The 24,064-nt window shown below is 68.2% G+C and carries 22 protein-coding genes; 15 read left to right on the top strand and 7 right to left on the bottom strand.

From position 1 onward, the window contains the following. Window positions 1-15: 15 nt before the first annotated feature. Window positions 16-351 (bottom strand): MarR family transcriptional regulator, encoded by a 336-nt coding sequence (locus D9601_RS05435; protein WP_198352845.1) that lies wholly within the window; start codon window positions 349-351, stop codon window positions 16-18. A gap of 315 nt (window positions 352-666) precedes the next feature. Here D9601_RS05435 and secG point away from each other — a divergent pair, with 315 nt between their 5' ends. From secG to D9601_RS05450, 3 genes are all read left to right on the top strand, one after another. Beyond that, window positions 667-1,050: a preprotein translocase subunit SecG gene (secG, locus tag D9601_RS05440; protein WP_198352846.1), complete on the top strand. Its 384-nt coding sequence runs from the start codon at window positions 667-669 to the stop codon at window positions 1,048-1,050. Between the two features lie 89 nt (window positions 1,051-1,139). Then, the gene (locus D9601_RS05445) at window positions 1,140-2,774 is read left to right on the top strand and encodes a CTP synthase (protein ID WP_198352847.1); all 1,635 of its coding nucleotides are present in this window, start codon (window positions 1,140-1,142) and stop codon (window positions 2,772-2,774) included. Between the two features lie 72 nt (window positions 2,775-2,846). After that, window positions 2,847-3,290, top strand: a complete 444-nt coding sequence (locus D9601_RS05450) for a hypothetical protein (RefSeq protein WP_198352848.1) — start codon at window positions 2,847-2,849, stop codon at window positions 3,288-3,290. Between the two features lie 91 nt (window positions 3,291-3,381). On the opposite strand, the gene D9601_RS05455 is transcribed toward D9601_RS05450, so the two are convergent. Further along, window positions 3,382-3,852 carry an Hsp20 family protein gene (locus tag D9601_RS05455; RefSeq protein ID WP_198352849.1) on the bottom strand — a complete coding sequence of 157 codons (471 nt, stop codon included), beginning with the start codon at window positions 3,850-3,852 and terminating at the stop codon, window positions 3,382-3,384. Between the two features lie 231 nt (window positions 3,853-4,083). Here D9601_RS05455 and D9601_RS05460 point away from each other — a divergent pair, with 231 nt between their 5' ends. From D9601_RS05460 to D9601_RS05480, 5 genes are all read left to right on the top strand, one after another. Further along, window positions 4,084-6,564 carry a TonB-dependent receptor gene (locus D9601_RS05460; protein WP_198352850.1) on the top strand — a complete coding sequence of 827 codons (2,481 nt, stop codon included), beginning with the start codon at window positions 4,084-4,086 and terminating at the stop codon, window positions 6,562-6,564. 512 nt (window positions 6,565-7,076) lie between these two features. Further along, window positions 7,077-8,321: a lipoprotein-releasing ABC transporter permease subunit gene (locus D9601_RS05465; RefSeq protein ID WP_198352851.1), complete on the top strand. Its 1,245-nt coding sequence runs from the start codon at window positions 7,077-7,079 to the stop codon at window positions 8,319-8,321. After that, a complete protein-coding gene (locus tag D9601_RS05470) occupies window positions 8,314-8,988 on the top strand; it encodes an ABC transporter ATP-binding protein (RefSeq protein WP_198352852.1) in 675 nt (224 codons plus the stop codon). The genes D9601_RS05465 and D9601_RS05470 overlap by 8 nt, the downstream gene beginning before the upstream one ends. After that, window positions 8,985-9,581, top strand: a complete 597-nt coding sequence (locus tag D9601_RS05475) for a GNAT family N-acetyltransferase (RefSeq protein WP_198352853.1) — start codon at window positions 8,985-8,987, stop codon at window positions 9,579-9,581. The genes D9601_RS05470 and D9601_RS05475 overlap by 4 nt, the downstream gene beginning before the upstream one ends. Next, on the top strand, window positions 9,578-10,057 hold the full coding sequence (locus D9601_RS05480) for a glutathione peroxidase (protein ID WP_198352854.1): 480 nt from the start codon (window positions 9,578-9,580) through the stop codon (window positions 10,055-10,057). The genes D9601_RS05475 and D9601_RS05480 overlap by 4 nt, the downstream gene beginning before the upstream one ends. A 4-nt stretch (window positions 10,058-10,061) precedes the next feature. Here D9601_RS05480 and D9601_RS05485 read toward each other — a convergent pair whose 3' ends face one another. Continuing rightward, complete coding sequence (locus tag D9601_RS05485; protein ID WP_198352855.1) at window positions 10,062-10,643, bottom strand: HdeD family acid-resistance protein; 582 nt, start codon at window positions 10,641-10,643, stop codon at window positions 10,062-10,064. A 94-nt stretch (window positions 10,644-10,737) separates the two neighbouring features. Between D9601_RS05485 and dnaE the strand changes: the two genes are divergently transcribed. Then, window positions 10,738-14,340, top strand: a complete 3,603-nt coding sequence (dnaE, locus tag D9601_RS05490; RefSeq protein ID WP_198352856.1) for a DNA polymerase III subunit alpha — start codon at window positions 10,738-10,740, stop codon at window positions 14,338-14,340. A 4-nt stretch (window positions 14,341-14,344) separates the two neighbouring features. Continuing rightward, the gene (gene moaB, locus D9601_RS05495) at window positions 14,345-14,872 is read left to right on the top strand and encodes a molybdenum cofactor biosynthesis protein B (RefSeq protein WP_198352857.1); all 528 of its coding nucleotides are present in this window, start codon (window positions 14,345-14,347) and stop codon (window positions 14,870-14,872) included. Between the two features lie 6 nt (window positions 14,873-14,878). On the opposite strand, the gene D9601_RS05500 is transcribed toward moaB, so the two are convergent. Then, window positions 14,879-15,214 (bottom strand): VOC family protein, encoded by a 336-nt coding sequence (locus tag D9601_RS05500; protein WP_198352858.1) that lies wholly within the window; start codon window positions 15,212-15,214, stop codon window positions 14,879-14,881. 55 nt (window positions 15,215-15,269) lie between these two features. Here D9601_RS05500 and D9601_RS05505 point away from each other — a divergent pair, with 55 nt between their 5' ends. The 4 genes from D9601_RS05505 (at window position 15,270) to D9601_RS05520 (ending at window position 18,597) form a co-directional block, all read left to right on the top strand. Then, complete coding sequence (locus tag D9601_RS05505) at window positions 15,270-16,346, top strand: PA0069 family radical SAM protein (protein ID WP_198352859.1); 1,077 nt, start codon at window positions 15,270-15,272, stop codon at window positions 16,344-16,346. 35 nt (window positions 16,347-16,381) lie between these two features. After that, window positions 16,382-17,773 (top strand): ArnT family glycosyltransferase, encoded by a 1,392-nt coding sequence (locus tag D9601_RS05510; protein ID WP_198352860.1) that lies wholly within the window; start codon window positions 16,382-16,384, stop codon window positions 17,771-17,773. An 82-nt stretch (window positions 17,774-17,855) separates the two neighbouring features. Then, window positions 17,856-18,377, top strand: coding sequence for a ferritin-like domain-containing protein (locus D9601_RS05515; RefSeq protein WP_198352861.1), 522 nt, complete (start codon window positions 17,856-17,858; stop codon window positions 18,375-18,377). A 70-nt stretch (window positions 18,378-18,447) separates the two neighbouring features. Continuing rightward, window positions 18,448-18,597: a hypothetical protein gene (locus tag D9601_RS05520; RefSeq protein ID WP_198352862.1), complete on the top strand. Its 150-nt coding sequence runs from the start codon at window positions 18,448-18,450 to the stop codon at window positions 18,595-18,597. 43 nt (window positions 18,598-18,640) lie between these two features. Here D9601_RS05520 and D9601_RS05525 read toward each other — a convergent pair whose 3' ends face one another. Continuing rightward, window positions 18,641-20,242 carry a long-chain fatty acid--CoA ligase gene (locus tag D9601_RS05525; protein ID WP_198352863.1) on the bottom strand — a complete coding sequence of 534 codons (1,602 nt, stop codon included), beginning with the start codon at window positions 20,240-20,242 and terminating at the stop codon, window positions 18,641-18,643. A gap of 277 nt (window positions 20,243-20,519) precedes the next feature. Here D9601_RS05525 and D9601_RS05530 point away from each other — a divergent pair, with 277 nt between their 5' ends. After that, a complete protein-coding gene (locus D9601_RS05530) occupies window positions 20,520-21,380 on the top strand; it encodes a protein-L-isoaspartate(D-aspartate) O-methyltransferase (protein WP_232473825.1) in 861 nt (286 codons plus the stop codon). A gap of 60 nt (window positions 21,381-21,440) precedes the next feature. Here D9601_RS05530 and D9601_RS05535 read toward each other — a convergent pair whose 3' ends face one another. After that, window positions 21,441-23,246, bottom strand: a complete 1,806-nt coding sequence (locus D9601_RS05535) for a lytic transglycosylase domain-containing protein (protein WP_232473971.1) — start codon at window positions 23,244-23,246, stop codon at window positions 21,441-21,443. A 26-nt stretch (window positions 23,247-23,272) separates the two neighbouring features. Next, window positions 23,273-24,028 carry a uracil-DNA glycosylase gene (locus D9601_RS05540; protein WP_198352865.1) on the bottom strand — a complete coding sequence of 252 codons (756 nt, stop codon included), beginning with the start codon at window positions 24,026-24,028 and terminating at the stop codon, window positions 23,273-23,275. Window positions 24,029-24,064 lie beyond the last annotated feature (36 nt).

A 24,064-nucleotide genomic window follows, 5' to 3' on the forward strand; every position in this document is an offset into this window, starting at 1 on the left:
GTCAGTGCGAACGTCTTACGCGATTGCGGCGCGGAGAGGGGCTCGGAGGGGGGCTGGCGGGTCGCCTTCGCCGAGGAAATGCCCGAACTCTTCAAGAAAATCTGCCCCTTCGGATGTGCGAGCGACGAAGATGTTGCGCTTGTCGCTGTCGTCGCGTTGCCGGCGCAGATAGCCGAGTGCGCCCAACCTGTTCAAGGCGCGCGTGACGACGGGCTTCGAGACGTTCAGAGCGCGCGCCAGACCGCGGACGGTATGGGGGCCGGGATTGAGGTAGACGAGCATGAGCAAGGCCATCTGCCGGTTGGTCAGATCGGGCTCGCCCGAGCGGACGTAATCGACCAGAGCGGTCATCCACGTCGACAGTGATTGCGCGGCGGCTGTTCCCACGTGCAAATACCCGTATCTGCACCCATTTTCGGGTGTCGTTTCGCGGTCATAACGCCGCGCCCCGCTGCAGGTTTCCGCGAAAAATTAACGAAAAGGCGGCCGTTGCCGGCCGGTCGGACGGCAGCGGCGGTTGGCGCGGCCGCGCGGCCGGCTCGGGACGCGAATCGACACTGGTCTGGCGAGGGCGATCCCGGCCCGTGCCGCGGCGACGGAACGCGCGGTTGATCCCCCCGCCCACCTCGCCTATGTGCGCGCCTTCACCGACAATCGGGACCTTAGATGTTCACCTTCCTTCTCGTCGTCCATGCCATCATCGCTGCCGCACTCGTGACGGTGATCCTGATGCAGCGGTCGGAGGGCGGTGGCCTCGGCATGGGCGGCAGCCCGTCGGGCCTGATGTCGGCGCGCGGCGCGGCGGACTTCTTGACCCGCCTGACCTCGATCCTGGCGACGGTGTTCGTCGTCATGTCGATCGCGCTGGCGTTCCTCGCGGCGAGCCGGCAGACGCAGACGATCGATACCTCGTTGGCGCGGACCGTTCCGGCACCGAAGCAGGATGCGGTGCCCAACACGCCCGCCGATGCGGCGCCGGCGACGCCGAGCAACGCGGCAGCGCCCGCGACGGCGCCGGCGGACAACGGCGCGGTTCCGCTCGCCCGCTAATCCGGTTCAGCGGTTCGCCGCATAAACGCGCGTCCTCGCGGCGCGCGCTCTTGTCGTTTGCCCCCAACCCAAGCTAGGCGGTTCTTCCCATGGCGCGGTATATCTTCATCACCGGCGGCGTGGTCTCGTCGCTCGGCAAGGGCCTCATGGCGGCCTCTCTTGCAGCTCTTCTCCAGGCACGCGGCTACCGCGTCCGGATCCGCAAGTTCGATCCCTATCTCAATGTCGATCCGGGCACGATGAGCCCGTATCAGCACGGCGAGGTCTATGTGACCGACGACGGGGCGGAGACCGACCTCGACCTCGGCCATTACGAGCGGTTCACCGGCGTCGCGTCGCGCCAGTCGGACAACGTCACTTCGGGCCGGATCTACAAGTCGATCATCGAGCGCGAACGGCGCGGCGATTACCTCGGCGCGACGGTGCAGGTCATCCCGCACGTCACCGACGCGATCAAGGCGTTCGCCCGCGCCGAGACGGACGACCTCGACTTCGTGCTCTGCGAGATCGGCGGCACGGTCGGCGACATCGAATCGCTGCCGTTCATCGAGGCGATTCGCCAGTTGAAGAACGAGGTCGGCCGCGGCAATGCGATCAGCATCCACGTGACGTTGGTGCCCTATATCGCTGCCGCCGGCGAGTTGAAGACCAAGCCAACGCAGCATTCGGTGCGTGACCTGGCGGCGTTGGGCGTGCAGCCCGACGTGCTGGTCTGCCGCTGCGAACATCCGCTGCCGCCGTCGGAGCGCGCCAAGATCGCGCTGTTCTGCAACGTGCCCGAGAGCGCGGTGATTCCGGCGCTGGATGCCAAGAGCATCTACGGCGTGCCGCTGCAATATCACGGCGAGGGCCTCGATTCGGAGGTGCTGCGCGCCTTCGGCATCACGCCGTCCTCGGCGCCCGATCTGTCGCGCTGGACCGACATCATGGACCGGCTGACCAATCCCGAGGGCGAGGTGACGGTCGGCGTCGTCGGCAAATATGTCGGCCTGCAGGATGCGTACAAGTCGCTCAACGAGGCGCTCGTCCATGGCGGTATCGCCAACCGGGTGAAGGTCAACATCCGGTGGATCGACGCCGAAATGTTCGAGAACGATTCCAGCGAGATCGTCAGCCAGCTCGAGCCGTGCGACGCGATCCTCGTCCCCGGCGCGTTCGGCGAGCGCGGCGCGGAGGGCAAGATCAAGTCGGTCAAATTCGCCCGCGAGCGCGAGATCCCCTATTTCGGCATCTGCTTCGGCATGCAGATGGCTTGTGTCGAGGGCGCGCGCGACCTCGCCGGGATCGAGCAGGCGTCGTCGACCGAATTCGGACCGACCGAGGAGCCGGTGGTCGGTCTGATCACCGAATGGATGGGTCGCGACGGGCTGGAGAAGCGGGAGGCGTCGGGCGATCTTGGCGGCACGATGCGGCTTGGCGCCTATGAGGCGGCGCTGGACGGCAATTCGGTGGTCGCCTCGATCTATGGCGGCACGACGATCCATGAGCGGCATCGCCACCGCTATGAGGTCAACACCCATTACAAGGACGCGCTCGAAAAGGGCGGGCTGGTGTTCAGCGGCATGTCGCCCGACGGCACCCTGCCGGAAATCGTCGAGCGGCCGGACCATCCCTGGTTCGTCGGTGTCCAGTTCCATCCGGAGCTGAAGAGCAAGCCGTTCGACCCGCATCCGCTGTTCGCCAGCTTCATCGCCGCGGCGGTGAAGCAGAGCCGCCTGGTCTGACGCCGACGTCGCAAAGCGTTAAGCGCTGAAACGATAGGAAGGGGACGATTCATTCGTCCCCCGGAGGCGCTTGTGGCACGGCCGCTGTCGCTGAAGCTGTTCGCGTTCCTGTTCGCCGCATCCTGTCTGCTGAGCGTCGCGCTCGCCATCGCGGCGAGCCGTTCGATGACCTTCAGCGTCGCACTGGCGCCGGCGGCCGCCCGGATGCTGGCGCGTCGGATCTTTTGGATCCGTGTCGCAGGGATCGGCTTTGCCGCCACCTTGTTCGTCCTCGTCGTCTTCCGGCGCTCGGCCGGAGCGCGGGGAACGCTGCTGCTTCGGTGGTTCATGGGTCTGGCGACCAGCGTGGCGCTGCTGCGCGCGATTGGGGTCGTGCCTCCGGAGGGGACGACGCCGGTCATGATCGTCGCTTCGATCGCCCAATTGATGATCGAGGGGCTGGCGATCCTCATCCTGTACAGCCCCGACGCGAGCGACTGGTTCGACCCGCGCTCCCCCGCATTCGTGCGCGGCTGACCCTTGTCGCTGCATACAAGAAGGCGCCCGGACCCGTCGGCCCGGACGCCCCACGACGTCTGGAAAAGGGAGCTACAGACGCCGATCCGTGTTACGCGGCCTGCTGCGTCGCCTCGGTCTGGTTCTCGACGGCGGCGAGCGGCGCGCCCGTCTTGATCGCGATGCTCTTCGGCTTCATCGCCTCGGGCACTTCGCGGACCAGGTCGATGACGAGCAGACCGTCGTTGAGACGGGCATCCTCGACGAAGACGAAGTCGGCGAGTTCGAAGCGGCGTTCGAAGCTGCGGTTCGCGATGCCGACGTGCAGGAAGTTGGCGTTCGCCGCCTTGTCATCCTTCTTGCCGGCGACGAGCAGCAGATTCTGCTGCGCGGTGATCTCGATCTCGTCGCGGGTGAAGCCGGCCACCGCCAGCGTAATGCGATAGCGGTCGTCGGCGACGCGCTCGAGATTGAAGGGCGGGTAGTTCTCCGCCGCATTGCTGCGGGCATTGGCCTCGAGCAGGTCGAACAGCCGGTCGAAACCGATCGTCGAGCGGCGATAGGGGGTCAGGTCGAGTCGCATGTCAAATCCTCCGAAAGAAGCGAGTTGATGTGTTCGGCGCCCGCTCGTGCGCGGCACCTCTGCACGGTCCGTATCGGCCCCGTGCGACCCAGATTTGGGAAGGCTTCGGCCCTTTTCAAGGGAGCCGGCGTCGCTGGCCGGCAAGCCGCGCTATGTCCCGGACAAGCAAGTCCTTCTTTGATCGCCTAGTCAACCAGTGGACGTTGCCGGCGAACGATAAAGGGGTCCTGCATGTCGCTTACGCTCGCAATCCTGTTGGCGGGTCAGACCGCCGCCGCGTCCGCCGTGCCGACCCAGGATGCGCCGGCGGAGGGGCAGGCGGCACCGACGGCGACGGACGCCAGCGCGCAGCAGGGCGACATTCTGGTCACCGCGCGGCGGCGTTCCGAATCGGTCCAGCGCGTGCCGATCGCCATGTCGGTGATCGGTGGGGCGGACATCGACAAGACCGGCGCGTTCAACGTCAACCGGCTGCAGCAGCAACAGCCGGCCCTGCAATTCTACTCCAGCAACCCCCGCAATTCGGCGATCAACATCCGCGGGCTCGGCGCCCCGTTCGGCCTGACCAACGACGGCATCGAACAGGGCGTCGGCTTCTATGTCGACGGTGTCTATATCGGCCGGATCGGCGCCTCGACCTTCGATTTCGTCGATGTCGAGCGGGTTGAGGTGCTGCGCGGTCCCCAGGGAACGCTATACGGCAAGAACACCACGGCCGGGGCGCTCAACGTCACCACTCGCGCGCCCAGCTTCACGCCGGAGGGGCGGGCGGAAATCAGCCTTGGCAATTACCGCTTCGTCCAGGCCAAGGCATCGGTGTCCGGGCCGCTGTCCGACGATATCGCGCTCCGCCTGTCGGCCTCTGCGACGACGCGCCGCGGGACGATCTACGACACCAGTTCGGGAGAGGATCTGCACCGCCAGCGCAACCTCGGCCTGCGCGGCCAGTTGCTCTGGCATGCCACCAGCGCGCTCAGCCTGACGTTGTCGGGTGACTTCAACGTCCAGAACCCGCTGTGCTGCGTGCAATATTACGCCCGCGTCGGGACGACGCAGAGGCCGCTCGCCCGCCAATATGCCGCGCTGGCGGCGGCGCTCAACTATCGGCCGCCGAGCACCGATCCCTTCGACCGGGTCACCGATCTCGATGCCGGCATCAATTCCCGGCAGGAGGTCGGCGGCGCGTCGCTGGTCGCCAATTGGGATGTCGGCCCGGCGACGCTGACCTCGGTCAGCGCCTGGCGCTATTGGGACTGGCAGCCGCAGAACGATCGCGACTTCACCGGCCTGCCGATCACCACCGTGTCGCAGAACCCGTCGCAGCAGAAACAGGTGTCGCAGGAATTCCGGCTCGCCTCGAACGGCAGCAACCGGCTCGACTATACGGTCGGCGCTTTCCTGTTCCACCAGACGATCCACACCCAGGGATCGCAGGTGCAGGGATCGGCGGCGAGCCGCTTCCTGCTGTCCGGTTCGGACGCGAACAATCCCAATGTGCTGAACGGCCTGACCTCGACCAACACGATCGACTTCAGCAACGACAGTTTCGCCGTTTTTGCCAAGCTCAACTGGGCGCTGACCGACGTATTGCACGTCCAGCCCGGCCTGCGCGTCAACTATGACCGCAAGTCAGGCTTCTATGAGTCCGTGGTCAGCATCGCCAATGCGCAATATCGCTTCACCGCGACCGCCGACAATGTCGCCGCCCTGCTCGCCGCCCAGCCGACCGCGGCGGCGCGCACCACCTTCCAGAACCAGATCAACACGCTCGCACCGCAACGCTACAGTCCGCGATTCAGCGCCTGGAACACATCCGGCGACATCACCGTCTCCTACGACGCGACGCCGGACATCCACGCTTATGCGACCTATGCCCGCAGCTTCAAATCTGGCGGCATCAACCTGTCCGGCCTGCCGCTCAACAAGGACAGTACCGGCGTCGATCTGTCCACCCAGACGGTGAAGCCAGAAAAGGTCAACAATTACGAGATCGGCCTCAAGACGCAGTTCCTCGACCGGCGCCTGACCTTCAACCTCGCCGGCTTCTGGACCGATGTTTCGGATTATCAGGCGACGGTGAACAACAATGCGATCAACGTGATCCGCGGCTATCTGGCCAATGCGGGGAAGGTGCGTTCGCGCGGGGTGGAATTCGACAGCAGTTTCCGTCCCGACAAACACCTCAGCCTGTATCTCAGCGGTGCCTTTACCGACGCCCGATATGTCCGCTTCACCAACGCGCCATGCCCGCCCGAACTGACGGGGGGTACCGCCGCCGATGCCACCCACCCGGCTAGCCCGGCGGGGCAGGCGGGCACCGCCACGCAACCGTCGTACAGCCCCGCGCAATGCGACATCTCCGGCCAGCGGCTGCCCGGCATCTCGAAATGGGCCTTCTCCTTCGGCGGCGAATACAGCCTGCCGGTGCCGAGTGCCGGCGGCGAGGCCTATGTCGGCTATGACGGCAGCTATCGCTCGCGCTTCTCGTCCAATCCGTCGCCGTCCACCTATACCTGGATCGAGGGCTATTCGCTCTCCAACGTCCGGCTCGGCTATCGGCAGAACGGCACCAATGTCTTCGCCTGGGTGCGCAACGTCTTCGACCACCATTATTTCGAATTGCTGTCGACCCAGTCGGGCAGCACCGGGCTGATCGTCGGCCAGCCGGGCGATCCGCGCACTTATGGCGTGACCGTGTCGAAGTCCTTCTAGGCAGAGCGATCGGCGGCGCCCGACGCGCAGTGTCGGCCGCAGCCGGGCCGGGGGAGGGGCGGCCGCCATCCCCCGGCCTCGGCCGATGCCGCCGGAAAATACAAAGATTGGGCCACGTTAGGCGATCGTTCAGAATGGATCGGCTAATCCGGATCAGCCGGACAAGGGGCGCGATTTGGAAGCTCCCGCCCTTTGCCCGGCTCGGCCGCGGCGGGGAGGGGAGGGCGGCCTTTCAACGGCAAACGCCCGGACCGTTGCCGATCCGGGCGCCTGCGTGACGAGAAACTCGTCAGCCCCCTTGGTCGTCAGGCCGATCGCGCGTGTTCGCTGCGTCGTCCCGATGTCGTCCCCGAACCACGGCCGTTGCCTGTGTCTCAGATGAGTTTCTGCTATGGCATGGGCCGGCCTTTGTCATCGGCTATGTCACGTCCGCATCACGATTGCGCCTGCCCTGTGACGATTCCGCAACATCTCGTTGCGCGCACCGCTGGGCCCGCTTACAGGCTCGCGCCATGATCCTCTCGCGCTATGAACGGATGATCGCCCGTCGCTACCTGCTGCCGGGCAAGGGCGAGGCGTTCATCTTCCTCGTCGCCTCGATCAGCCTCGTCGCGGTGATGCTCGGCGTCGCCGCGCTCGTCATCGTGATGAGCGTGATGAACGGTTTCCGGGCAGAGCTGTTCGACAAGATCGTCGGGCTCAATGGCCACGCCGTGATCCAGAGCGTCGGCGGTCGCCTCCCCGACTGGCAGGACATCGTCCGCCAGGCGCGTGCGACCCCCGGCGTGACCAGCGCCGTGCCGCTGATCGAACAGCCGCTTGCCGCGACCTACAATGGCCGTGCCGAGGCGGTGCTGGTCCGCGGCGTGCGGATGAACGACGTGCAGGACGTGATCGGCAAGAAGATCGTGATGGGTTCGCTCGCCTCGGTCACGCCGGGCAGCGGGCGGATCGCGATCGGCTCCCGCCTCGCCGAGGCGCTGGGCGCGACCGTCGGCAGCGAAATCCAGCTGTTCAATCCGCAGGGACAGACGACGCCGTTCGGAACGGTGCCGCGGATCGTCAATTATCGGGTCGGGGCGATCTTCGAGATCGGCCTGTACGATTACGACAAGCAGTTCGTGATGATGCCGATCCAGGATGCGCAGACGCTGCTGCTGATGGGCGATGCGATCGGCATGATCGAATTGCAGACCGTCGATGCCGATCGGGTCGGGCCGATCCTCGCGCCGCTCGCCGACAAGCTGCCACCCGGTGCGATCATTCAGGACTGGCGGTCGATGAATGCGCAGCTGTTTCAGGCACTGGAGGTCGAGCGCGTCGCGATGTTCACCGTGCTGTCGATCATCATTCTGGTCGCAGTGTTCAACATCCTGTCCAGCCTGATCATGCTGGTCCGCGCCAAGACGCGCGACATCGCGATCCTGCGCACCATGGGCGCGACGCGGGCCGGGATGATGCGCATCTTCGTCACCGTCGGCACGATCATCGGCGCGCTCGGCACGGTGGCGGGCCTGATCCTCGGCGCGGTGTTCCTGTTCTACCGCCAGGCGGTGGTGAACTTCGTCCAGTTCGTCACCGGCCAGAATCTGTGGGACCCGTCGATCCGCTATCTGACGGAACTGCCGTCCAAGCCCGATCCGGTCGAGATCGTCGTCATCACCGTGATGGCATTGGGCTTCAGCTTCCTCGCCACCCTCTATCCGGCATGGAAGGCGGCGAGCACCGACCCCGTCCAGGTGCTGCGCTATGAATGACGCCGTCCTCCAGACCCGCGGCCTGACGCGCAGCTTCACCCAGGGCGGCCACACGATCCACGTGCTGCGCGGCGTCGAGCTGTCGGTCGGCCCCGGCGAGATCGTCGCGCTGGTCGGGCCGTCGGGATCGGGCAAGTCCACCCTGCTGCAGGCGGTCGGCCTGCTCGAAGGCGGGTTCGAAGGCTCGATCCGCATCGGCGGCGAGGAGGCGGCGAGCCTCGACGCGCACGGCCGCACCGTGATGCGCCGCGACCGTTTGGGCTTCGTCTATCAATTCCACCATTTGCTGCCCGACTTCAACGCCACCGAGAATGTCGTGCTGCCGCAGCTGATCCAGGGTGCCGAGCGGAGTGCGGCGGAGACGCGCGCCGCCGGGCTGCTGACCGCGCTCGGCCTCGGCCACCGCCTGACCCATCGGCCGAGCCAATTGTCGGGCGGCGAGCAGCAGCGCGTCGCCGTCGCCCGCGCGCTCGCCAACCGGCCAATGCTGGTGCTGGCCGACGAGCCGACCGGCAATCTGGACGAATCGACTGCCGATGTCGTCCTCGCCGAATTCCTGCGGCTGGTCCGCGGCGAGGGCTCGGCGGCGCTGATCGCGACGCATAACGAGCGGCTGGCGCAGAAGATGGATCGCGTCGTCCGCCTGCACGACGGCGTCTTATCGTGACCGGTTGGCGTGACACGCCGACCCTGGTCGGTCGCCATGTCACGCTGCGCCCGCTGGTCGAGGGCGATTTGCCGGCGCTGGTCGAGGTCGCGCGCGTCGGCGACCTGTGGGACATCTTCTACGCCAACGTCGCGATGATGAAGACGCCGGACCGCTGGTGGGCGGCGGCGTCGGCGGAAAAGGATTATGGCCGCGCCCGCCTGTTCGCGGTGGAGACGCCCGACGGGCAGCTGGTCGGCACGACCCGGCTGATGCGGATGAACCCGGGCCACCGCCGGCTGGAAATCGGCGGCACCTTCTACGCCAAGGCGGTGCAGCGCACCGGCGTCAATACCGAGGCCAAACGGCTGCTGCTGAGCCACGCCTTCGAGACGCTCGACTGCCAGTGCGTGCAGATCCGCACCGACGCGCTCAATCTCCGTAGTCAGCGGGCGATCGAGCGGCTCGGCGCCAAGAAGGACGGCGTGCTGCGTGGCCATCAGCAGATGGCGGACGGGCGGCTGCGCGACACCATCGTCTATTCGATCCTCGACCGTGAATGGCCGGGGGTAAAAGCGAACCTCCAATATTTGCTGGCGAGGCACGACGGATGACGACCATCACCGACCTTTCCATCCGCGGCGCCGACGGCGCGCCAGTGGCGCTCGACCGATGGGCCGGGCAGGTGCTGCTGATCGTCAACACCGCCTCGCAATGCGGCTTCACTCCGCAATATGAAGGCCTGGAGGCGCTCTACCGCCGCTATGCCGACCGCGGCTTCGCGGTGCTCGCCTTCCCGTGCAACCAATTCGGCAGCCAGGAGCCGGGCGATGCGGCGGAGATCGCCAGCTTCTGTTCGCTGACCTACGATGTGACCTTCCCGGTCTTCGCCAAGATCGACGTCAACGGCGCCGCCGCCGATCCGCTGTTCGATCGGCTCAAGGCGGCCGCGCCGGGACTGCTCGGCTCGCAAGCGATCAAGTGGAACTTCACCAAGTTCCTCGTCGACCGGTCCGGCAAGGTCGTCCGCCGCTATGCCCCGACCACCAAGCCGGAGGCGCTGGCGGCGGACATTGAGGCGCTGCTCTAGCGACTCACACCGCCGGCGTGGCGAAGGCGGGGGCGCCCTTGCGGTGGTTCAGTGCCGCGGCGATCGAGGTCACGCCGCCGAACAGGAAGCTGATGCCCAGAATGAAGCCGGGCAGCGTCAGCGCCGACCAGGGCAAGGTCATCAGCACGTAGACGGCGAGCAGGATGTTGATGACGCCGAGCGCGATCATCAGCCCACGCCCGCGGCGAAAGCGCGCGCCCAGCCCGATCTCCATCGCGCCGCGCACCCCAAGCCAGATGGCGACCATCAGCGTCAGCGAGAAGGCGCCGGTCGCCGGCTCGAACGCCATCAGCAGTCCGACGATCAGCGACAGCAGGCCGAAACCGATCGCATAGCCGCGGCCTTCATGCCCCTTGCCGAAGATGCCGGCGCCGATCGAGACGATGCCCGCCGCGATGAAGAAGGCGCCGATCACCAGCGTTGCCGCCAGCGTCGCGGCGAACGGCCAGGCGAAGGCGGCGAGGCCCAGTAGAGCGGACACCACACCATAAGCGAGAATCCATCCCCAGCCGGCGCCGGCGGAGCCGGTGGCGAGCGGGTTGGTGAAGCTGCGCGCGTCGGTCATGTTCGATCCCTCCGTTTCTGACGCAACGGAGTTATCCACCGCCGGTTCCGCGCCGTCCCTGTTCGAATCGCCCCCCATCCGCTACATGGGCGCGATGCATTCCGGGTTCGTACCGCTCCGTATCTTTTCGTCCTACACGATGCTGGATGGCGCGATCGAGCCGAAGGCGATCGCCAAACAGGCCAAGGCGCTGCAATTCCCCGCCGCGGGCCTCACCGACCGCAACGGCCTCTATGCCGCCATGGCCTTTTCCGACGCGGCCAAGAAGGACGGCGTGCAGCCGGTGATCGGCACGATGCTGTGCGTCGCGCGGCCCGACATGCCGGAGGGGGTGGCCGCGCCGCTCGACTGGCTGGCGCTCTATGCGCAGGATGCGACCGGCTACGACAATCTCTGCGCCCTGGTCAGCCTGGCGCATCTCGACCGCCCGGTCGAACAGCCGGCGCACGTCGATTTCGCCGCTTTGACCGGCCGTACCGACGGGCTGGTCGCGCTGACCGCCGCGGGCGAGGGGACGCTGGCGCGGCTGTTCGCCGAGGGCCAGCCGGCGCGGGCGGAGGCCTATTGCGACCGGCTGCAGGCGCTGTTCGGCGATCGGTTGTTCGTCGAGCTCGCCCGCCGCGGCGACCCGGTCGAAGAGGCGGCGGAGCAGGCACTGATCGACCTTGCCTATGCCCGCGACCTGCCGCTGGTCGCGACCAATCCCTGCTGCTTCGCCGACAGCGGCTTTCTCGACGCGCATGACGCGATGCTGTGCATCGCCCATTCCACCTATGTCGAAAGCGACGACCGGCCGAAATCCTCGCCCGACGCCTGGCTGAAGCCGGCGGCGGCGATGCGCGAGCTGTTCGCCGACCTGCCCGAGGCGATCGACAATACCTTGCTCGTCGCGCAGCGCTGCGCGGTGGCGGCGCCGAAGCGCAAGCCGATCCTGCCCAGCCTCGCCGGCGACCGCGAGGGCGAGGCGATGATGCTGCGCCGCGATGCCCACGCCGGGCTGGAGGCGCGGTTGCGCCGGATCGTCGAGGTCGAGCGCGGCGTCGCGGTGGCGGAGGTGCCGCTCGGCACCGTGGCGGAAAGTGCGGCTGCCGCGCCGGTCGGCCCCGCAACCTCGGCCGCCGTCGACGACGTCACCCCCGACTATCTCCGCAGCCGCTTCCCGGAGTATTTCGAGCGGCTCGACTTCGAGATCGACGTCATCGTCCAGATGGGTTTCCCCGGCTATTTCCTGATCGTCGCGGATTTCATCAAATGGGCGAAGGATCACGACATTCCCGTGGGGCCGGGCCGCGGCTCGGGCGCAGGCAGCGCGGTCGCCTGGGCGCTGACCATCACCGATCTCGATCCGATCAAGCTCGGTCTGCTGTTCGAACGCTTCCTCAACCCGGAACGCGTGTCGATGCCCGACTTCGACATCGACTTCTGCGAAACCCGGCGTGGCGAGGTGATCCGCTACGTGCAGGAGAAATACGGCCGCGATCAGGTCGCGCAGATCATCACCTTCGGTAAGCTGAAGGCGCGCGCGGTGCTCAAGGACACCGGCCGCGTGCTGCAGATGAGCTATGGCCAGGTCGACCGGCTCGCCAAGCTCGTCCCCAATCATCCCACCGATCCCTGGGACCTGAAGCGCGCGCTCAACGGCGTGCCCGAGCTGGCGAAGGAATACGCCAACGACAATCAGGTCCGCCGCCTGCTCGACCTCGCCACCAAGCTGGAGGGGCTGCCGCGCCATTCGTCGACCCACGCCGCCGGCGTGGTGATCGGCGACCGGCCGCTCGCGCAGCTGGTGCCGCTCTATCGCGATCCGCGCTCGGACATGCCGGTGACGCAGTTCGACATGAAATATGTCGAGGGCGCGGGGCTGGTGAAGTTCGACTTCCTCGGCCTGAAAACGCTGTCGGTGCTCAAGAAGGCGGTGCAGCTGCTCGCCAAGCGCGGCATCGCGGTCGACCTCGACGCGCTGACCTGGGACGATGAGGGCGTCTACAAGCTGCTGCAGAAGGGCGACACCGTCGGCGTCTTCCAGCTCGAATCGGAGGGCATGCGGCGCACGCTGTCGGCGGTCCGCCCGACCAATTTCGGCGACATCGTTGCGCTCGTCTCGCTCTACCGCCCCGGCCCGATGGATAACATCCCGTCCTTCGGCCGCCGCAAGCAGGGCACGGAAGAGCTGACCTATCCGCATCCCTTGCTCGAGCCGATCCTGAAGGAGACCTACGGGATCTTCGTCTATCAGGAACAGGTGATGCAGGCGGCGCAGGTGCTCGCCGGCTACAGCCTCGGCGGCGCCGACCTGCTGCGCCGCGCGATGGGCAAGAAGATCAAGGCGGAGATGGACGCCCAGCGCGCCACCTTCGTCGAGGGCTGCGCCAAGCATAACGGCATCAAGAAGGACTATGCCAACCAGCTGTTCGACCTGATCGACAAGTTCGCCGGCTATGGCTTCAACAAGAGCCACGCGGCGGCTTATGCGTTGCTCGCCTATCAGACCGCCTGGCTGAAGGCGCATCACCCGCACGAATTCTTCGCCGCGTCGATGTGCTACGACATGGCCTTGACGGACAAGCTGAGCATCTTCGTCGACGACATGCGCCGCCTCGGCGTCACCGTGGTCGGCCCGGACATCAACGCCAGCGAGGCGGAATTCGACGTGCAGGAGGTCGGCGAGGGCGAGGAGCGGGGCCTTGCGGTCCGCTATGCTCTCGGTGCGCTCAAGTCGGTCGGCGAGGGCGCGATGGAAAAGCTCGTCGCCGAACGCGAAGCGGCAGGACCGTTCAAGAGCCTCGACGACCTCGCCGAGCGGGTCGATCCGCGGCTGATCAACAAGCGCCAGCTCGAAACGCTCGCCGCCGCCGGCGCCTTCGACTCGATCGAGCCGAACCGCGCGGCGGTCCATGCGGTGGCGGAAACCATCCTCGGCCTCGCCGCGCATACCCATGCCGGGCGGACCAGCGGTCAGGGCGGCCTGTTCGGTGCGGACGACGTCGCCGGCGACACGATCAAGCTGCCGGCGAACCTGCGCTGGTCGATGGCGCAGGCGATGGAGCAGGAGAAGGAGGCGTTCGGCTTCTATTTCTCCGCGCATCCGGTCGACCGCCACGCCCATCTCGCGCGGATGCACGGCGCGCGGCAATATGTCGCGCTGACCGAATTGCGCATTCCGGAAGACGGCACGCGCGCCGGCGCGACCATGGCGGTGCTGGTCGAGGAGGCGCGCTGGCGCACGTCGGCGCGCGGCAAGCGCTATATGATGGCGACGCTGTCCGACGCGAGCGGCCAGTTCATGGCGACCTGTTTCGACGATGGCGTCGCCGCCGATCTGGAAGAGGCGGCGCGCGAGGGTGGCTGCGGGCTGATCACCGTCGAGCTCGACCGGCGGCCGGGCGAGGAGACGCCGCGCGTCTCGGTCAAGCGCATCCAGCCGTTCGAGAGCCTGGCGACCCACGCGCGCTTCATCATTGAGGCACGGGTCGCGGATGCGGCGGCGCTTGGCCGCCTCGCCGAACTGCTCGGGCCGCAGCGCGGCGCGCGCGGCGAGGTGCGCGTGCGGCTGCCGATGGAGGGCGGCGAGGCGAAGCTGCTGCTCGGCCGCGACTTCCTGCTCGACCTCGAACTGGTCGCCGCGATCGAGGCGATTCCCGGCATCACCGAGGTCGCGCTCGACCGCGCCGCCTCGCAGCTGCGCTCGGTGGGCTGATCCGATGCCGATCGACGCCGCCCTGCCGTTCCTGCCCGTCCGTATCGCGGTGCTCACCGTCTCCGACACGCGCGGCCTCGCCGACGACCGCTCCGGCGACACGTTGGTGGCGCGGATCGCCGACTCGGGGCACGTCCTCGCCGATCGGGTGATCCTGCGCGACGACGTCGACGCGATCGCGGCGCAGCTCGACCGCTGGATCGACGATCCCGCCGTCGACTGTATCGTCACCACCGGCGGCACCGGCGTCACCGGCCGCGACGTCACCCCCGAGGCAGTCGAGCGTGTCGCGGACAAGATGATCCCCGGCTTCGGCGAACTGTTCCGCTGGCTCAGCTATGCCAAAATCGGCACCTCGACCGTCCAGTCGCGCGCCTGCGCCTGCGTCGCGCGCGGCACCTATGTCTTCGCGCTGCCCGGCTCCACCGGGGCGGTGAAGGACGGCTGGGACGGCATCCTCAAGGACCAGCTCGACAGCCGCCACCGCCCGTGCAACTTCGTGGAACTGATGCCGCGGCTGACCGAGCGGTAGCGCGCGTCAGTCGGTCTGGACGACGGCGAGTTCGTGCCCGTCCGGATCGAAGAAGTGGAAGCGCCGGCCGCCGGGGAAGGCGAAGATGGGCTTGGCGATCCGCCCGCCGGCCTTCTCCACCGCCGCCAATGCGGCATTGAGATCGTCGACCGCGATCACCGGTAGCACCGATGCGGTCTTTTCGGCCTCGTCCGCTTGGAAGCCGAGATCGGTATCGCCGCTCGTCGTCGCGGCGTAGCTCGGCCCGAAGTCCATGATCTCCCACCCGAAGGCCGCCCCATAGAAGGCCTTGGCGCGGCCGGTGTCCGCCACCGGCAGTTCGCAATAGTTGAGTCGTGCCACGTCACTACTCCCGTGCGTTCTTGCTATGTTCTGACGTTTCTTCTAGTCTCCGGCGATGCCCGAACGCAAGCCACGTCCGGTGCGCGGCGCTACCTGGAACCGGGAAAGCACGCGCTTTAACCTGCCCCAGACGGAGGTGGATGGCGACTGGCTGGATGCGCGCGCCGATATCGACGGCGCGTCGCCACCGCTGGCGACGTCGGTGACGGTCGAGCATCCGCGCACGATCATCGCGCGCAACACCTCCCCCGACGTCGGTTTCGACCGGTCGATCAATCCCTATCGCGGCTGCGAACACGGCTGCATCTATTGCTTCGCGCGGCCGAGCCACGCCTTCCATGACCTGTCGCCGGGGCTCGACTTCGAAAGCCGCCTGTTCGCCAAACCCGATGCGCCGGCCTTGCTCCGCGCCGAGCTCGCCAAGCGCCAGTACGAGGTGCGGCCTATGGCGCTCGGCACCAACACCGATCCCTATCAGCCGATCGAGCGCGACTGGCGGATCACCCGCGGCATATTGGAGGTGTTGCGCGACACCCACCATCCGCTGACCATCACCACCAAATCGGATCGCGTCGCCCGCGACCTCGACATCCTCGCACCGATGGCGGCGCAGGGGCTGGCGGCGGTGGCGGTGTCGGTCACCTCGCTCGATCCGGTCATCGCCTGCACGCTCGAGCCGCGCGCGCCGCATCCGGAGCGGCGGCTGGCGGCGGTGCGCGCGCTCGCCGACGCCGGGGTGCCGACCTATGTCTCGATCGCGCCGGTGATCCCGGCGATCACCGATCACGAGCTGGAGCATCTGGTCGAGCGGGCGGCGCGGGCGGGGGCACGCGCCTGCTTCTTCATCCCCGTCCGCCTGCCGCACGAGGTCGCGCCGTTGTTCCGCGCCTGGCTCGACGCTCATTATCCCGATCGCGCCGGCAAGGTGATGGCGACGATCCAGTCGCTGCGCGGCGGCCGCGACAACGATCCCGGCTTCTTCACGCGGATGCAGGGGCAGGGGCCCTGGGCGGAATTGATGCGCACGCGCTTCCGCATCGCCTGCCGCCGCCATGGCCTCGTCAACCATGGAGTGACGCTGCGTTGCGACCTGTTCCGGCCGCCCGCCGGGCCGCAGGGCGAATTGTTTTAGCGCGCTGGTAACCATCCCGCGCTAGAGGCCGGGCGATGACGCTGCGCCGCGCCTGGCTGATCCTCTGCCTTGCCGCCGTGGCGCTGCGCCTGCCCGACGTCGGCAATCCGCTGATCGACTATGACGAGCAGATGTACCTGCTGGTCGCCCGCCGGATGTGGGACGGCGCCTGGCCGTACATCGACATCTGGGACCGCAAGCCGATCGGGCTGTTCCTCGTCTATGCCGGATCGCAGGCATTCGGTGGCGATCCGATCGTCGCCTATCATCTGCTCGCGCTGCTCTGCGTCGCCGGGACGGCGATGCTGATCGCAACGTGGCTGACGCGGATCGCATCGCCCTGGTGCGGACTGGTCGGCGGGCTGGTCTACATGCTGTGGATCGCCTCGCTCGGCGGCCGTGGCGGGCAGGCGCCGGTCTATTACGAGCCGCTCGTCGCCGCCGCGGCCTGGGCGGCGTGGCGGGCGGCGCGCGGCGGGCGGCGCGGCTGGACGGCGGCGGCGATGCTGCTCGCCGGCGTCGCGCTGCAGATCAAGCCGACCGTGGTGTTCGAGGGCTGCTTCTTCGGCGCCGCCATCCTGTTCGGCGACTGGCGACGCGGGCGCGCGCTGCTTGCGCTGGCGGGCGAGGCGGCGGCGATGATCGCGCTGGCGCTGGCACCGACCCTATTGGCCTATGGCGTCTATGCGGTCTGCGGCCACGGCCAGGCCTGGTGGTTCGCCAATGTCGATTCGATCTTCCTGCGCGGCATCACGCCGAGCGACCCGGTGGGCGGCCGGGTGATCAACACCGCGACGATCGTCGCCATCCCGCTGGCGGTGGCGATATATGGCATCGCGCGCCACGCCGGGCCGATGCGCCCGTTCCTGGCCGGCTGGCTGGCGGCGGCGCTGCTCGGCTGGCTCGCGATCCCGCCCTATCTGGTCCATTATGCGATGCCGCTGATGCTGCCGATCGCGCTTGGCGCCGGGCTGGCGGTACGCCGCTCCTGGGCGCCGGCGGCGCTGCTCGCGATTCCCGCCGGCTGGTTCCTGTGGCTGTCGGGCTATCCCCATCGCGGCGAGACGGCGATGGCGCGGCGTGCGGTTGTCGCGTCCGCGCGGCTGATCGACCGTTACCGCGGGCGGGGCTGCGCCTACATCTTCCTCGGGCCGCCCGCCTTCTACAATGCGAGCGGATCGTGTCTGCCGACTCGTTACCCCTTCTCCGAACATCTCGGCAACATCAGCGAGCGCGGCGCGATCGGCATCGATCCGCAGGTGGAGGTGGCACGCATCCTGGCGTCGCGCCCGCCGGTGATCGTCTCGCGCCGCCCCGGCAGCGGCGACAATCCCGCCACCGTGGCGCTCGTCCGCACCGCGGTCCGCAGCCACTATCGCCGGGTCGGCACGACGCTCGGCTACGCCGTCTACGCTCGAACCAACTGATTGAGGTTAAACACTTTTACTGCATCCTCCCAAGGCAAGGCTCGTTGAGCCGAGACCTATTCCAGCCAAGGAGGACCCTCGCATGGCCACCGTACCGACCGACGTCGTCCGCTCGCTGTTCGTCACCGGCCTGAAGAACGCCCATGGCGTCGAGCATCAGGCGCTGGCGCTGATCGACCGGCAGCTCGACCATCTTGCCAATTATCCGGAAGTCGAGGCGCAGTTGCGCCGTCACCGCGGCGAGACGGAGACGCAGATCAGTCGCATCGACGAGATCCTGACCGGCTTCGACGAAACGCCGTCGACGCTGAAGGATCTCGGCCTCAGCATCTCGGGCAATCTCGCCGCGCTGGCGCACGTCTTCGCCCCGGACGAGATCCTCAAGAACAGCTTCGCCAACCATGCCTTCGAGCATTTCGAGATCGCCAGCTATACCGGTCTGCTGACGCTCGCCGAGCTCGGCGGCTTCGGCGGCCAGCGCAGCCTGCTCGAACAGTCGCTCGGCGAGGAGCAAAGGATGGCCGCCTGGGTGCTCGACAGCCTGCCCGATCTGACCCGCAAATATGCCGACCTGCGCGCCGCGGGCGCGACGGCGAGCCATTGATCGCCTGCCGGATAGACGCCTCGGGATCGCTTCGCTGGCCTGAACGGTTCTGTCACGGATGGAGGACGATATGATGACCGATCCCGAACAGCCGACCCCGAACGACGCCGATCGCCAGCGCGAAGGCGCTGAGGGCACCGACGCTAACCGTGCCGAGACACCGGAATCCGGTGCCGGCTATGGCAATCACGCGCCCGACAACGACGACAACGAAGGCTGACGTCGCTAGCTGACCGGCGTCGGGCCAAGCGCCCGGCCGCCGGTCACGCCGGCGTGGCGCCGTCGAACCGGAAATCCCGATAGCGGTCGCGCAGGGCGGTCTTGAGCAGCTTGCCCGTGGCGGTATGCGGCAGATCGTCGACGAACAGGATCGCGTCGGGCAGCCACCACCGTGCCACCACGTCGGCGAGATGCGCGCGGATCGCTGCCGCGTCGACCGCCGCCTCCGGCTTGCGCACGACCAGCAGCAGCGGCCGTTCGTCCCATTTCGGATGCGCCACACCGATCGCCGCCGCCTCGGCGACACCGGGACAGCCGAGCGCCGCATTCTCCAGCTCGACCGAGCTGATCCATTCGCCACCGGACTTGATCACGTCCTTCGACCGATCGGTGATCTGCATCGTACCGTCGGGATGGAGGATGGCGACATCGCCGGTGTCGAACCAGCCGTCGGCATCCACCGCGTCCTGCTCGGCGCCGAAATAGCGCTGGATCACCCACGGCCCACGGATATGCAGCCGCCCCGCGCTGACGCCGTCGCGCGGCAACGGGCGGTCGTCGGCGTCGCGGATCGTCAGCTCGATCCCATAGGGGACCTGACCCTGGCGGACGAGCAGGTCGAGCTGCGCCTCCCGCGGCCAGTCGGCGAAGCCCGGCGGCGGCGCGGCGACCGTCGCCACCGGCGAGGTCTCGGTCATGCCCCACAGATGCTTGACCTCGACCCCCATGTCCATCAGCCGCGCGATCATCGCGCGCGGTGCCGCCGAGCCGCCGATCGTCGCCAGCCGCAGATGCTCGGGCCGCTGCCCGGTGGCATCGATGTGCGCGAACATCGCCAGCCAGACGGTCGGCACCCCCGACGAGATCGTCACCCGCTCGCGGTTCATCAGGTCGCACAGCACGCCGGCGTCGTTGACCGCGGACATCACCAGCGTCGCGCCGGCGATCGGCGCCGCGAACGGCGTGCCCCAGGCCGCGGCGTGGAACAGCGGCACCACCGGCAACAACACCGATCCGGCGGTCAGGCCGAGCACTGCGGGGGAGGCGACGAGTTGTGCGTGGAGGATACTGGAGCGATGCGTGAACAGCACGCCCTTGGGATTGCCGGTCGTGCCGCTGGTGTAGCAGAGCATGCACGGATCGCGCTCCGGTCCCGTCCGCCAGGCGTAGTCGCCGTTCTCCGCGGCCAGCAACGCTTCGAAGCCGTCGGCGCCGTCGCCGTCCATGACGACATAATGGTCGATCGTCGTCCAGCGGGACCGCAGCCGGTCGACGATCGGCTGGAAGGCGCGGTCGTAGAGCAGCACGCGATCGGCGGCATGGTTGGCGATATAGACCAATTGGTCGTCGAACAGCCGCGGATTGATCGTGTGGATCACGCCGCCCATGCCGATCACGCCATACCAGGCGGCGAGGTGGTGCGCATGGTTCATCGCCAGCGTCGCGACGCGTTCGCCCGGCGCGATGCCGAGCCGCTCCAGCGCCTGCGCCAGCCGCCGCGCATCGTGCGCGATCCCGGCCCAGTCGGTGCGCGTCTCGCGCCCGTCGGCCCAGCGGCTGACGATCGCCCGTGTCGGATGTTCGCGCGCCGCGTGGTCGATGAGCGAGGGAACCCGAAGTTCGAAGTCCTGCATCCCGCCCAGCATTATCCCACTCCTTCACCGCGACACCGTCGAACGGCACCGTTCAGGCAACCATACCGCCGGCAGGAAATCGGACAAGCCGCCCGTGTGAGGTCCCGGCCGTGCAGCGCCGGTCGGCATCGCTGTGATCGCCGATGGAGGTTGGGCGCAGTCCCGACGATCGTGGCGGGGCGACGCGCGGCCATCGATCGGCCTTTCCCGCTTCGGGCATGTCCGGCGACGGCGGACCATGAACAAATGTTTTGTTGCGGCCGATCCGGGGCTGTCCGAACGGCGCCGGATGCCCATGCGCCTCAACCTGCCCATCATCGCCGTCGCGCTGCTGGCGACCGCATGCGCGCAACGACGGACCGGCGCCGCCAATGCCTTGTCGACGCTGGCCAAGGCGCAAGTCGCCGCTACGCCGGCTGAACGGCGCGCCAACATGGTGGCCGAGATCCGGGCAGGCGTTCGCGATGGCGACCCCATCGCCGATACGCCAGCGCTCGACCGTGCGCTGGCGGTCATCGGCACCATCCCGCGCGAAGAATTCGTCCCGGTCGAAGGGCGCGCCGCCGCCTATGTCGACCTTCCTCAGCAGATCGGTTTCGGCCAGACCATCTCCGACCCCTATGTGGTCGCCGTCATGACGGCTGCGCTCGATCTGCCCGCCGATCGTCGCGCCAACGTCCTCGATATCGGCACCGGTTCCGGTTACCAGGCCGCGGTGCTCGCGCATGTCGCGGCCCGGGTATCGTCGATCGAGATCGTCGCGCCGCTGGCGCGGGCTGCCGCGGCACGCCTGCACCGCATGGGCTATTCGAACGTCGTCGTGCGCGCTGGTGATGGCTTTGCAGGCTGGCCAGATCGCGGCCCGTTCGACGGTATCATCGTCGCCGCGAGCGCCACGGCGCCGCCTCCGCCGTTGATCGAGCAGTTGAAGGTCGGCGGCCGGATCGTGATGCCGATTGGGGCGACCGATATGAGCACGCAATTGCTGCGCATGACCAAACGCGCCGACGGAAGCCTGGATCGATGCGCCCTCGGACCGGCGTTGTTCGTGCCCTTCACCGGCGGCCGCGTCGCACCATTCGCCAGGCATGGCCTGTTCGACCGCACCATCCCCTTGTGCTTCAAGGCGCCGATCGTCGGCATCCTCTAGCGGATGCGCTAAATCACCTGCACGAGGCGGCCAGGTGCGAACCGCGATGCCGGGGCCCGATCAGTCCTTTGCCGTCGTCACCGTGGTCGAACGGGGCGAGACGCTGCCGTTGATCGCGATCGCGGTGGTCGCCGGGCGGGCGTCCATGCGCACCGCCGCCGCACCGGGCAGGCCCGGAAAGCGCGGCCACAAGCCCTGCGCCAGCGCCGATCGGCTGGCATGTGCCTTTCGACCCGACTGCGCCTCGTACATCCAATAATTGCGCAGCACCGTGGTGACGTAGCCGCGCGTTTCCCAATAGGGGATGCTCTCGATGTAGAGCAGCGGATCGCCGCCGTCGCGGACGATGGCGTTCCATTCGCCGACCGGCTTCGGCCCGGCGTTATAGGCGGCGATCACCTTGGGCAGCAGACCGCCGGTGATGCCCGCCATGTCGCGCAGCCGCTCCAGATGGCGCTGGCCGATGTCCATGTTGGTCGCCGGCTTGGCGAGCGCCGCCTTGTCGAGCGGCACGCCCTGTTCGCGCGAATAATCGGTCGCCGCCGCCGGCATGATCTGCATCAGGCCATAGGCGCCCGCCGGGCTGGTCACCCGGCTGCGGAAGCCGCTCTCCTCAAGCGTGTGGGCATAGACCAACGCCTTGTCGACGCGCCAGCCGCTGACCGGCGTCCAGTTCGGCGTCGGATAGCGCGCCTCGGCCGTCGCGGTGACGCCCTGCGGGCAATTGTGCGCCAGCCATACCGTCGTCGCGGGCAGGCTCAGCGCCTCGGCGACACGGACCAGGCTGCCGAATTCCTCGGGCGCGCCGATCCGCGCCTGCTGGCGGATGACGTCGTCGGCAAGATCGGTCTCGCCGATCTCGACCAGCGCCGCCGCGACGCGCAGATTGGGCCGCTTCTCCAGCCGCGCCCAGTCGGCCGCGACGACGCCGCCGGCCGGCTTGTCCTTGTCGCGGATCAGCAGCGCCTGGCGGGCGAGCTGGCCATAGAAGCTTTCGGAAAATTGTGCCGCCGACTGCAGGCGCGGCTGCACCTTGTCGGGCCGGCCGCAGACCATGTCGGCGCGCGCCGCCCAATACAGCGCCGCCGCGCGCAGGTCGATGTCGGTCGCGCGCGCCGCGACGCCCTCGAAGCCGCTTTCCGCCGCGGCGCAGTCGTTCTGCCGCCAGGCGGCGAGCGCGCCCATCCAGCGGCCCTGTACCGCCCAGTCGCCGACGCCGTCGCCGGCCTTGGCGGCGAGGGCGCGCGTGCTGACGTCGTCGCCGGACAGATAATACATCCAGGCAACCTTGGCCTGCCATTCGGTCTGTGCCTCGGGGCTCAGCCCGCCGGTCGATTCGAGCAGCGCCTGCGCCTCGCGGCCCATGTCCGCCTTGACGAAGGGCTGCATCTGCGTCGCCAGCGCCGCGGCGATCTCGTCCGATCGGGTCGTCTTGGCGCGGACCCGGCGCGGCGCACCGTCCTGCCAGATCAGCCGCTGCGCCACCGGCAGCGGCGGCAGGTCGCTTGCGCCGCGCGCCCGCGCCAGCCGCGCCACATCGGCCGCCTCCGGCAATTCGGGCGCATCGTTGAGCAGCGCGACCAGCGGCTCCAGCTCGACCCTGGGCGATCCCTTGGCGGTATAGAGTTCGGCGCGTGCGATCGCGTGCAGCGGGCCGGGCTTCATCGCGTCCAGGCCGAGCTGCGCATCCTGCCAGCGGCCGTCGCGGATCGCCTGGAAGACGGCGCGATAGCCTTCGCGCTGTTGCGCATCGAGCTGGGCGGGAAGGGCTTCGCTGCCGCGCATCGGGGTCGTCAGGCGGGCGTCGCCGGCGGGCGAGGCCTCGGCCGCACCCTTCGCCTGTGCCGCCACCGGCACCATCGACATCGCCATCACTAGCGCCAGCTTGCGGGTCACGCGGACAATCCCCCGATCAGCAATTGCAGGTCCTTCCAGGCCTCCGCCTTCGCCACCGGCTTCTCGATCAGGAAGCGCGGGTGAAAGCTGGCGACCACCTCGGTCGTGCCGCGTGTATGGTTAAACGGGTGTAAAGACCCGCGGCTGCCGGGCATTTCGGCCGACAGAATCGCACGGCTCGCCGCATTGCCGAGCAACAGCAGCCGCTTCGGGCCGACCAGGGCGATGTGGTGGCGGGCGATCGTGGCGAGTTCGTCCTCGACGTCGCGCGGCATCCGCCCCGCGGTCGGCCGGCGCGCGCAGACCGCGGCGAGGTGTACCGTGTCCCGCGACTGGCCGATCGCCGCGAGCATCCGGTCGAACAGCCGGCCGGCGGCGCCGCTGAGCAGCGTGCCGGCATCGCCGTCGTCCTTGTCCGGGCAGTCGACCAACACCATCAGCGCGGCATCGGCCGGGCCGCTCGACGCTACGGAAATCCCGTGCCAGCGCGCCTCCGGCACCGCCTCGCCGAGCCGCCAGGCGAGGAAGGCGTCGAGCGCGTCGGGCATCGTCGCGGCGGGCGGCGGGGCAGGGGCGGCGACGGGCGCGCTGCCGGCCGGGGCGGGGCGCGGCAAGGCCGGCGCTTCGGGCATCGGCGCGTGCAGCCAGTCGCGCGGTGCCTCGTCGACGAGCACGTCGACGCCCGCCTCCTGCCACCAGTCCAGCGTCGCCGCGGCTGCGCTTATCCAGTCGAGATGCTGATCGGCCCCCACGGGCGGCCTTGTTCCCGCGGTTGACGTTTTCGTCAA

This window comes from Sphingomonas sp. MA1305 (assembly GCF_016107325.1).
Taxonomy (GTDB): Bacteria; Pseudomonadota; Alphaproteobacteria; order Sphingomonadales; family Sphingomonadaceae; genus Sphingomonas.